The organism is Aquimarina sp. Aq107, assembly GCF_943733665.1.
GTDB lineage: Bacteria > Bacteroidota > Bacteroidia > Flavobacteriales > Flavobacteriaceae > Aquimarina.
In genome coordinates, this window is sequence record NZ_OX030782.1 from 1,770,463 (window position 1) to 1,782,367 (window position 11,905).

At 31.3% G+C, this 11,905-nt stretch carries 9 protein-coding genes; 2 read left to right on the plus strand and 7 right to left on the minus strand.

What is annotated here, in order from left to right; translation table 11 throughout:
* Nucleotides 1-181: 181 nt before the first annotated feature.
* Both NMK29_RS07280 and NMK29_RS07285 read right to left on the minus strand, forming a co-directional pair.
* Entirely contained in the window at nt 182-2,833 is a 2,652-nt protein-coding gene (locus NMK29_RS07280; protein ID WP_108804509.1) for a hypothetical protein, read from the minus strand.
* Nucleotides 2,830-3,591, minus strand: a complete 762-nt coding sequence (locus NMK29_RS07285) for a DUF805 domain-containing protein (protein ID WP_108804508.1) — start codon at nt 3,589-3,591, stop codon at nt 2,830-2,832. Before NMK29_RS07285 ends, NMK29_RS07280 begins: the two co-directional genes overlap by 4 nt.
* Before the next feature lie 399 nt (nt 3,592-3,990).
* On the opposite strand from NMK29_RS07285, the gene NMK29_RS07290 reads away from it, so the two are divergent.
* Nucleotides 3,991-4,815 carry an alpha/beta hydrolase gene (locus NMK29_RS07290; protein ID WP_108804507.1) on the plus strand — a complete coding sequence of 275 codons (825 nt, stop codon included), beginning with the start codon at nt 3,991-3,993 and terminating at the stop codon, nt 4,813-4,815.
* 161 nt (nt 4,816-4,976) lie between these two features.
* Nucleotides 4,977-5,465 carry a C39 family peptidase gene (locus NMK29_RS07295; protein ID WP_108804506.1) on the plus strand — a complete coding sequence of 163 codons (489 nt, stop codon included), beginning with the start codon at nt 4,977-4,979 and terminating at the stop codon, nt 5,463-5,465.
* A 35-nt stretch (nt 5,466-5,500) separates the two neighbouring features.
* Here the strand turns inward: NMK29_RS07295 and NMK29_RS07300 are convergent, their stop codons facing one another.
* The 5 genes from NMK29_RS07300 to NMK29_RS07320 all read right to left on the minus strand — a co-directional run bounded on the left by NMK29_RS07300 (nt 5,501) and on the right by NMK29_RS07320 (nt 11,899).
* The gene (locus NMK29_RS07300; protein ID WP_108804505.1) at nt 5,501-7,390 is read right to left on the minus strand and encodes a PAS domain S-box protein; all 1,890 of its coding nucleotides are present in this window, start codon (nt 7,388-7,390) and stop codon (nt 5,501-5,503) included.
* 237 nt (nt 7,391-7,627) lie between these two features.
* Nucleotides 7,628-8,140, minus strand: a complete 513-nt coding sequence (locus tag NMK29_RS07305) for a DoxX family protein (RefSeq protein ID WP_108804504.1) — start codon at nt 8,138-8,140, stop codon at nt 7,628-7,630.
* A gap of 67 nt (nt 8,141-8,207) precedes the next feature.
* Nucleotides 8,208-8,837 (minus strand): hypothetical protein, encoded by a 630-nt coding sequence (locus tag NMK29_RS07310; protein WP_108804503.1) that lies wholly within the window; start codon nt 8,835-8,837, stop codon nt 8,208-8,210.
* A gap of 57 nt (nt 8,838-8,894) precedes the next feature.
* Nucleotides 8,895-9,848 (minus strand): formimidoylglutamase, encoded by a 954-nt coding sequence (gene hutG, locus NMK29_RS07315; protein ID WP_108804502.1) that lies wholly within the window; start codon nt 9,846-9,848, stop codon nt 8,895-8,897.
* A gap of 47 nt (nt 9,849-9,895) precedes the next feature.
* Entirely contained in the window at nt 9,896-11,899 is a 2,004-nt protein-coding gene (locus NMK29_RS07320; RefSeq protein ID WP_108804501.1) for a urocanate hydratase, read from the minus strand.
* Nucleotides 11,900-11,905: the final 6 nt, after the last annotated feature.

The window sequence follows — 11,905 nt, forward strand, 5'->3', positions numbered from 1 at the left end:
TAATAGGAGCATCCAAATACAATCGCTCAAAGAAATTACTGTTTAGAAGAAGTTTTTAAAATAATATGAAAATGTGTAATAAATAATCTTTGTGATTAATCACTAATCCTTGCATATTGATTAGGTTGATTTTACTTATTTAGTATATGGAAAAGTAATGATCTGATTTTCAGAGTCATTTTTATTCCTCTACATCTTTTTTTATTTCTTCTCCATTTATATCTAGTTGTTTTTCCAAAAAATACAAACCGTTCATAGCTTCGAGATAGATTGTTTCTGCAATACCATTTTTATTTTCTGTAGGCTCACCATTTTTTTCGTAATATTTCATGGTCTTTATGAGGCTTGACGCAGCCCGGGTATATTCGTATTCTGCTACACCATTATTATCATTAACCAAATTAAAGTCGGTATCGTAGGTGCTTTCTTTAATTAATAAATCAGAATCATTATACTCATAGATTACTTTGTGATATCCGTTAGGTCCAATAACTGGGAAGCCTTTTTTATTGAAGTACTCATAAGAAATAAGATCACCAGATCTATTCAGAGTCTTTTTTTCGTAAAAAATTCCATTTCCATCATTAGTAGGATTGTCAAATCTATTGTAATTCTTATGACCAATATAACGCTGTTGATTATCATATAAATATTCAATAGCACTTATTCCATTTTGATATGAAACCTTTTGATTTCTAGAGTTATAATAAGTTTCACGAGTAATGTTGCCATATTGGTTGTAGGTGTAATGAGTGGTACAAACCCCTTTGATCAACTTATTTTGTGTATCAAACTCTTTAACCAGTGTATCTTTACCAATACTATTATATTCATATATTGTTTTAAACACACCGTTTAATAATGCTGGGTTCATATTTTTATCGTAGTTGGTGCGTTCTATAAAGAGATTGTCTTTATTGTAAGTATAAACGTTATACGTAACGTTTTGATTTGCGTTTGCCAGTATACTATCCGTTTGATAATAGGTGGTTTTGGTTTTGTTATTATGGTGATCATATTCCCAATGTGTAATGGCTACATCTTTATTGTGTGGTTTTAATTTACCTAAAGAATCCAACTTCTTTTCTTTAATTAAGTTACCTTTTTCGTCATAAGCATATTCGTGTATTTCGATACCATCTTCCGAAGTTGCAAAACATTCATTTTCGTCTAGAAATAACTCTCGGACTACTTCTTCATCTTTGTTTGTGTATTGTTTTCTAATCGCATACCCATAATCGTTTTTGAAAATTGTATTGTAAACGTCTATATTTAAAACATTGCGAACCGAGTCATTGATATATTCATATTTGATGGCGCCATTTCGATTGTCATCAAAAGCCAATACATAGCCATCATAGTATTTAGCTGTAAATTTAATCCTGTTTTTATGATCGTAATCCCATACTTGTATAAAATAATCATCATTTCCTATTACGGGTAATTCTGATGCGTTATATGTTCTAACAGAGGTATAATTATCTTTTAAATCATAGGAATACTCATACATACATATTCCTTCATTGTTTTCTGTTTGACCTCCATTTTTATCAAGATTCATAAATTTTACTAGATTACCTCTTTCATCATAGTTATAGTGTAGATTGTATTCTGATAAATGAGTTGCAAAACTACCTTCTTTATCATATAATCTTGTTCTTTTTATTTTGTGAAAATCATCAAGTACATAGTCATAAATTGAGATGTAGTCTTTGTCGTTCATAGGTTCACCTTCAGAGTTAAAATTTGAAATTTTAATGGTTCTCCCATGTCTGTCAAATTCTCTTCTTTCATGAAAAACAAGATCATTATTTGTGGTCGGCTTTTTATTTATATCATAATAACTAGAATATCGATTTTTAGTTTTGGAATCATATTTCCAAATAGTTTTATGAACGAATTTATATTCTATAGGGTTTTCATTTTCATCAAAGTATGAAGTGGTCATATCATTATTGGCATTCCATATAGTTTTAGAAATGGATCTGTTTAATACGGTATTTCGAGTTAAATCTTTGTTGTAATAATGCACCTCGGATATTGAATCTGTAGGTTTAATTATTTTAGTGATAGCAGTTTTAAAGATGCCTCCATTAGTTAATTTTCCATTTTTATAATATTTGATGATTACTTCTTTGTCATTACGCTCTACTTTATAACATTTCCCATACTTATGATCGGCTTTACTGATTGGGTGTGAAGTCAGAATTTCGTGCTCCAGTGTATGATAAATATGCTTGTAATATTCTGTACTTTGTTTTGTGAAGTGGTAGTAGTTATAAATATTTGGATCATTATAGTAAGCTGTTTGACGGAGTAAATCATCAATTTTAAGTTCCCAATATCTTTGCTTTTGCGTGTTTGCGTTATGTTCTGAAATTTCATCGTATTCTGATTGCATTTTTGTTCTTTCTTTATCGTACATATCATATAACTCTTGAAGTGTAGATGTCGAAATGTTTTCTTCTCCTTTTTTAACGATTTGTTTACGTAATAAACGAGCGTGATATTCTGTAATATTAAAGTGGTATTGTTCGTGTTTTAACAATTGAGGATCCAGCACAGAATCTTTTAATCTTTCCGATTGATTAGGATCCATAAATGCATATACTAATGGATTATCTTCGTTAATAATATTAGGGCAATATATTTCAGAAAAGATTGCAGCATCAAAGTCATCATCAATCTCTTCTACTTGCTGAAAATCTAACCAATTTACGGGCCTATCAGACCAGATAACTATATCACTCAGTTCTACTTTGTTTGAATAACCAACTACGAGAATTAAAACAAATAATATTAGAGAAGTGCAGATGTAGTACTTAGTTTTCATATACCACTTCCTCCTTTTCTTTTCTTAAAAATTGATTTGTAGATTAAAAACGGAAGATAGGTGATACCAAGTATTACCAACGCTAAGAAAATAGCATACGATATATCTTCTAACTGAAACGGTGTATAATTAAAAGTAAGATTATATAAGTAAATGCTTATTGAAAGTATTACAGAATAGGCTAATCTTTGTCTAAATAAATAAGAGTTAAATTCTGGCAAAGCCTCTTTCTTATTTGTAAATAGTAACAATAAGAAGAAACACACGAGTATAGAAATAAATATACACAAAAAACTAAAAGATTCCTTTTCTACATAATTATTTGAAAGCTGAATGAGTAATGTGTTTAATAAAACAAAACACAATGTTTCACTTAGTATATTAATATTTGATTTTCCTGGAGGTAATGATATCCTTAATTTAAATGGTTCCCGTTTAACAATTGGAGCATCAATTTCTTTAGGATTGTAACCATATTTATTAACCCCGTAATTTCCTTCTTCGAATAGCATAAAAAGGCCGTAAAAAGGAATCAACTGAAAAAAACCACTATTTCCTAAATCATGACAACGTTTGGAACCTTGTGCTATTAGAAACCAGTATGAAGGTAAAATTATTAATACTATTAAAGATTCTGCTTCTGGTATAATTCCGGTGATAACTCCTATCAAAAAAAAGGATGCTATAAATATGAGGTAACTTAGGCTATATTCTAGCCGACGTATCCTCCCTGAGAAGGAAAATGGATTTTTGAACATATTTCTGGGACTTAGGATATTTTTATAATCAATGGATATAAATATTTTTTAATGTTTTTAAACTTTAATGATTGACATATTTAAATTCTATTCTTGTTAGCTATCCTTTTATTTTAATCAAAGTTTTTTGATTAACAATAATTTAAAAAAAAGAAAAATAAAATAGAAATTCATTTGTCGAATTACAGTTAACGTTTAATGTATGTGTCATAACTATATAAAATGTTACCTAGTAATACTTAATTTGTACTGATTTTATCTCTCGATATATATATATTTACCATAAAGCTGTATATAATTAATAAAAATAAAACTGTCCTTAATTGTTTATACAGAATCAAGTATTAATAATGTTAATCTAGCTGTATGAAGGCTTTATTTTAATAGTATATTTAAACCATGCAGCATCAAGAGTATTTTTTCAATTATAAAAAGTATAAAATTTTTGCCCAGTATTGGTTACCTAACAACTGTAAAGCAATGGTTTTGCTAGTACATGGTATGGGGGAACATTCTGGTAGATATGTAGATTATGTAATTCCAGAGTTGTTGTCAAAACAAATAGGAGTAATTATTTATGATAATTTTGGTCATGGTAAGAGCAGTGGCAAAAGAGGGCATTGCCCTAATTATAATTCTCTTATGGATGTAATAAACACTGTTTATCAAAAGTCAAGAGAAATAGTAAATAAACTTCCAGTATTCTTGTATGGGCATAGTATGGGAGGAAACCTGGTTATTAATTATTTAATCAGGAAAAAGCCAGAAGTTACAGGAGTAATTATTACGAGTCCTTTTTTACGTTTGGCGTTTCAGCCACCAAAATGGAAAATCACAATGGGAAGGATATTTCAAAAAATAGTGCCTTCCATGACATTACCTTCTGGATTGGATGTAAAAGCTATTTCTAGGGTAACTGATGAGGTAGAAAAGTATAAAAATGACCCTTTAATTCATGATAGAGTAAGCCCTAATTTTACGCTACCAATTATAGAAGCAGGTATTTGGGCAATTTCTAAAGCCACTTTAGTTGAAAAACCAGTTTTGATAGTTCACGGAACTGAAGATCAAATTACTGATTATAGAGCAAGTCAGGAGTTTGCAGAGAAGAATGACTTGATTTCTTTTATTCCTTTTAAAGGAGGGTACCACGAATTGCATAATGATATAAAAAAAGAAAAGTTTCTTTTGACGATTACGAATTGGATTGGTCAGAGGGTTTAATGCATTGTTTTTTAATTTCTTAAGTGTGTTTTCCGTCAGTTTTTTCATACTTATTTATAGTTGTTATAGAAGTTGTTTTTCCTTATTTTTATTAGAATATTTATTTGTTGTTTAAAAACAACTCTTGAAATCTGAAACACACAAAAAAACAATAAAATATTATGGGCGAGCTAACAGATACTAAAAAGAAATCGACAAGTGTTTTACACATAATTCCAGAAGGACAAATTGGATCAAATAATTGTTGGGCAGCCGCTTTATCAATGGCTTTACAGAGTTATGGGACATTTAAGTCAGAAAAGGAACTTGATGAAATATTTGAAGCAAATAATCAAGGTTTAGATTTATTTACTTTACATCCACAAATATCAACTCATTTTAGCTATATAAATTCAGAATATAGAAGTTTAATTTCTGGAAATGATCCAAAACTTACTTTTAGTGAGATCCAGGGGCATATTGATAGCAGTCGTCCAATTTTAATTGGTACACAGAACTATAATGGTTTTATGGCGCATGCACTTTTGATCACTGGTTATACGGATGATGATACGGTTATAATTATTGATCCTTGGGTTGGTGCTTTAAAAGAAATAAAATTAGAAGAATTAGAGAATTACTGGGTAGAGACCATTGTATTCGATAAATAAAACACTTAATAATAGAGTAGGTTTGGTTTTCAAACTTACTCTATTTTTGATTTGGTGTATGGAATTGTAAAATAAAAGACAGAACCTAATTCCTTTTTGCTTTCTAACCAGATTTTTCCTCCCAGCATTTCGCTATATGCTTTAGCTATAGATAATCCAATACCTGCACCCTCTATAGCATAATTGTTTTCGATATCTGCTTGTACGAAACGTTCAAAAATTGCTTTTTGTCGATTTTTAGCAATTCCCATACCGGTGTCTTTTACATAAAATTGTAAAAATTCATCTTTTACTTCATAACCAAAAGAAATAGAGCCCTCAGGAGTGTATTTAAGAGCATTTTTGACTAGGTTGGTAAGTATAGCGTTAAATTTTTCTTTGTCTGTTTTAATAATTGATTCTTGGTCTGGTAAACCATTGTTAAAGCCTAATTGCAAACCTTTTCTGTCTGCTTCTGGTTTAAAAAACTGATATAAATAAGTTACTTGTTCATTGATGTCTATATCTGATGCAAATACCTTCACTTGTCCAGATTCAATTTTCGAAATATCGATAATATCTCTTATGATATTTAACATTCGAGTGCCGCTTTCTTCTATAAGACTAATATATAGTTGTTGTTCGTCTCCAGTGAGTACAGGTTCTTTAAGTAATTCGGCAAAACCTAATATTCCATTCATAGGAGTTCGTATTTCGTGACTCATGTTTGCTAAGAAAGCGGATTTTAGGCGATCACTTTCTTCAGCTTTATCTTTCATTTTGTTAAGCTCTATTTCATAAAGTTTTAGTTCAGTGATATCTGTGGCAGTACCAACATAACCAATGATTTCTTTTCGTTCATTATACTCAGGAATAGCCTGACCTAGTACCCAAATAGTAGTTCCATCTGGTCTAATGAATCTATATTCTGCGTGCGAAGATTCTCGTCTTTTAGCATCATTATACCAGTCAGATTTTAATTTTTTTCTATCCTCTGGATGTACAGCTTTTAGCCATCCATCGTTCATAGCTTCTTGTTGAGCCAAACCAGAAATTTCGCACCATTTTTCGTTAACAAATGTGGTTTTTCCATTAGCTTTTGTCATAAAAATACCAACAGGAGAAATGTCTGTTAATGTTCTATATCTGTTTTCGCTTAGCTGAATTACCTTTTCTGCTTCTTCAAATTTTTGACGATATGTAAGTGAATGATAAACATCCTTAAAAGTGGAGTAACTGTTCTCAGAAACCTCTTTTTGAAAGTATTTAATGTATACAGTAAATAGAATTCCATAATAAATACTCATAACTATTTTAGAAGATAATCCTGAAATGAGAAAGTTTGTAACATCCATAGGTCCCCAAAACCCCACAATACTAAACATAAAGGCGTCAAAGGAAAGGATTAATAGCATGGTAAGAACTATCCTTAGGAAAAGATTCTGTATGTGTTTGGAGATATACTCGAAAACAAAAATTATAAGAATAGAATCAATAAATAACAGAATAGTACCATAAATAAGAAGAAATATGTTGGTGTTAAAAAAATCAGATAACATAGTAAATGAAACCTGATGAATGCTTGAGTCTTTTAGATTAATACCGAAAAGAAGTAACAATATTACTATCATCAAATTAGCGATAACAAGTGCGTATATTAATCTTCTTGTTAATAAAGCATCTTCTTTGATGTAAAAAATTAGTACGGTAAACAGTGTTACAGAAAAAAGAACCGAGGAGCCTGGAGACACCGTTATTCCATTATATATCTCGAAATACATTGTTGTTGCTGTGAACACCTGTATAAATTGAAACATTCCTAAGGCTGTAAATAACAACCCGTTACCTGTTACTTTTCTAAAATGAAATAGCGTTAATACCAAAAAGGATACTACAAATCCTTGTAATAAGAAAACCGATATTTGAAAAAAATTTACTTCTTCCATAAAACATTCTGAACCATCTTTATTTAATAATAAACAAAGTGATTGTATAATTTATATTAAAAAAGCCCGAGAGGTAATCAATGTGTGTAAATCTAATGGGGGAAATTAAATATATATCCCGAAGATACGAAAGTAATTATATTTTGAATGTAATGAAATACAAGTTTTCCGAGAAGTAGGTTTTCTAGTTGATTATTTGTTTAATACAATGCTTTTTTAAGTGTAAAAATATAACGTTTATCGCTGTAGGTACGTGTATCCAAAAAATAGTAATGACGCTAGAATAGCACTTATGACAAATAATGGAATTCTGTTATCATCTTTTGGTGTTTTTAAAGTAATCATTTTAAAGATTTTAATCATTTTCTTTCGTTCGAAAAACAGCAGAATTATTAGAATAACAAGAAACACAATAGCGTTCATTGTGGCTCCTGTGTTTACATCATAGAATATATCAAATAGTACAATATTGGTCATGATCGGCAATAAAAGGAGTGTGCCAATAATTTTAGTGCGCTTAGATAAAAGCAATAGTGCTCCTGTGACTTGCAGTATTCCAATGATTATGGGTATCGCTTGGGTGTATCCAAAAAAGGACCACATAAGTTCCATTCCTGTTAATTCGTTCACTAATTTATCAGGAAAACCATTATCATTTTTAAATTGAAGTGGTTTAGCAGCACCGTAAACAAATATGAAAAATGCTACGAAGTATCGTAGCGTACGTTCTGTTATTTTTTGAAAATACATGATGTATAAGTTTAGCTATCAGACGATTTACTAAAAATAATGTTACAGGGAAGATAGGAACCTGTGGTTAAGCTATTTTTCGTCTCCAAAAAGTAACAAATATCAATGTCAGGATAGAAGGGGTTAACCAAACCCATAAAGTACTTGAGTCTAACGCTGCCAGTAAAAATGCAGTTATTGCTGCTCCGTATGCTCCAGACATTTTACCAATGTGATTAGATAAATAAGCCTTAGGGTTCGTTTTAAAGGTTTTGTAGAGCCTAATATCTCTAATTGTAGCCATAACACCAAATCCTCCGAAAAAGAGAAATAAAGTGCTTTTAGGGGTTTCTTGCAAGTGATAATATATGCCAATACCAATCATTCCTAAAAATATTAATCCCATTACAGAGCTAATAATGATGTCGGTTTTTTGTAAAATATGCTGTTTTTTAAATCTGAGTACTCTATTTCCAGAAATTACAAGGTATATTGTAAATATAGAGAGTAAGTGTAGTAGTAAATTCTTATGATTAGGAAGAAGTGTTATAGGAATAGCAATTAGAGCACTAATAAACATAGCAATAGAAAATACTATTCCTGCTTTTTTGTGGTAAAATCTACCTTTTTTACCAATAATACTTATAAGGCCTGATAATAATCCAATACCACCAAATAATGCATGAATGTAAATGAGAATTACCGCAGTTTGTTCCATAGAGCTGATAAGAAGTTCTATGGTAAATATAGCTAAATGTAGGAACAGATATTATAATTAAGAAGAGGAAATAAACTTTATCATATAATAAACTAATCTAGCAGCTAATTTAGCTGTGATATTATCTAAATCATATTTAGGATTAAGCTCTACAATATCCGCACTAACTAATTTTTTACTATTGCAAATTTGTTCAATAGCAAATAAGGCAATGTCGATAGAAAAGCCAAATGGAGAAGGGGCGCTAACACCAGGAGCAACAGAAGATGAAAAACCATCTAAATCAATAGTTAAATAAACCACTTCAACATCGTTTATAAAATTATTAATTACCGCTTCAACTTGGTTTTTGTTTGCAATATTGAAGTCTGTATTCTTGATATATTCTACTCCCAATTTTTGAGCAGTTTGGAATAATATTTTGTTATTGGATTCTTCTTGAATTCCTAAGCATAGGTATTTGAAACGATCATTCTTTTTAGAGATTTGATAAAATGGAGTACCAGAATTTCCTAGGTCATTTACTGATCTCAAGTCAAAATGAGCGTCTAAATTTATAATTCCAACTCTAGCGTCTGGTTGGTATTTTTTAATTCCATTATAGTGTGCGTATGCAAGATCATGACCACCTCCTAAAATTATATTAAAATACTGTTTTTTAAGTATTTGATGTATTTTATTTGAAGTGATAGTTTGAGTCTCTTCTAAATCGTTTCCAATACAATAAATGTTACCTACGTCTATTATTTTAACAGTTTCATCAAAGTGATTAGATAAAGATCCTATCATTTTCCTTATTTGGTCAGGTGCTGACTCTGTGCCAATTCTACCTAAATTTCTTTTTACTCCTTCCTCGCAAGCGTATCCTAGAATAGCAAAGCCTGTTTGCTCGTTTTCAGGGAATTCATCATTTTCTATGTCAACACAAGTTATTTTCTCGTGAAGATATAATTGATCATTAGATGTCCGTCCTGACCAAATAGCGGAATTTGTTTTTTTATAGTTGTTCATTGCAGAATAATGCTTGTGTGTAAAATATTGTATAGGTGTGTTGCTTGTTAAAATAATTTATCTAAAATTCTTTTTTCTAGAACATTAGGAATGGTTACTTTAAGCGATGGTGTACGTTCCATTTCTCTTTTTATTGCAAAAATAGCTTCTTCGTTTCTTGCCCAACTTCTCCTAGAAATACCATTATTCACATCATAAAACAACATATTTTTTAATCTTTTGGAAGCTTCATCAGATCCATCTAATAGTAAACCAAATCCTCCGTTGATAACTTCTCCCCATCCAACGCCACCTCCGTTATGGATGGATACCCAAGTAGCTCCTCTAAAACTATCTCCAATTACGTTATGAATCGCCATATCAGCAGTAAATCTACTTCCATCATAAATATTACTAGTCTCTCTATATGGAGAATCTGTGCCGCTTACGTCGTGATGATCTCTACCTAATACTACAGGTGCAGATATTTTATTTGATTTAATAGCTTTATTAAACGCCTCAGCGATCTTTGATCTTCCTTCGGCATCAGCATATAGAATTCTTGCTTTGGAGCCTACAACGAGCTTATTTTCTTTTGCTTCTTGAATCCAAGTGATGTTGTCTTGCATCTGTTGTTGGATTTCTTCTGGAGCATTTTTCTTAATCTCTTGCATTACTTCTATTGCAATGCTGTCAGTTGTATCTAAATCATTAATGTTTCCCGAGGTACAGACCCATCTAAATGGACCAAAACCGTAATCAAAACACATAGGTCCTAGGATATCTTGCACGTATGAAGGATATTTAAAATCTATCTTGTTTGTGTCCATTACATCTGCTCCAGCACGAGAAGCTTCTAATAGAAATGCATTTCCGTAATCAAAAAAGTAGGTTCCTTTAGCTGTATGCTTATTTATTGCATTTGCGTGTCTTCTTAATGATTCTTGTACTTTGGTTTTAAATTGGATTGGATCATTTGCAATCATTTCATTGGATTCCGAATAAGTCATATCTACAGGATAGTACCCTCCAGACCAAGGATTATGTAGTGATGTCTGATCTGATCCAAGATGTATATATATGTTTTCATAATAAAAACGTTCCCATACATCAACGATATTTCCTTTATAGGCGATTGATACCACTTCTGTATTTTTAATCGCTGTCTGAACTCTTCTTACTAAATCATTTAAATTATCTACAATTTCATCTACCCAACCTTGTTCATGACGTTTTTCGGCTGCATCGGGATTTACTTCAGCGCATACGGTAATACATTTAGCAATGTTTCCAGCTTTAGGCTGGGCACCGCTCATTCCGCCTAAACCAGCGGTTAAGAAAATCTTACCAGCAGTTTTTTCGCCAGGAGTTAAGGTTTTTCTGAATGCATTCATTACGGTAATAGTAGTTCCGTGTACAATTCCTTGTGGCCCAATATACATATAACTTCCAGCAGTCATTTGTCCGTATTGGGTAACTCCTAATGCATTGAATTTCTCCCAATCATCTGGTTTGGAATAATTTGGAATCATCATTCCATTTGTAACAACAACTCTCGGAGCTTCTTTAGAAGAAGGAAATAATCCCATAGGGTGACCTGAGTATATGTGTAAGGTCTGTTCTTCGCTCATTGTGGCTAGGTAGTGCATCGTAAGCAGATATTGTGCCCAATTTTGAAAAACACCTCCGTTTCCTCCGTAAGTAATTAATTCGTACGGATGTTGAGCAACAGCAGGATCTAAATTGTTTTGTATCATTAACATGATTCCTGCGGCCTGTGCGGTAATGGATGGATACTCGTGTATAGGTCTAGCATACATTTCATAATCGGGCATAAATCTATACATATAAATACGTCCGTACTCATTTAATTCTTCAAGGAATTCCTTGGCTAGTTCTTGATGCCAATCCGTTTTAAAATATCTCAGAGCATTTTTAAGTGCTAGTTTTTTTTCGTCAATTGACAATATTTGTTTTCGTTTAGGAGCTCTACTTATTTTTGCACTAAGTTCTTTTTTAGGAGGTAATGTATCCGGGATACCAGTTATAATTTGTTCTTTGAAAGTAGTCATAAGTAT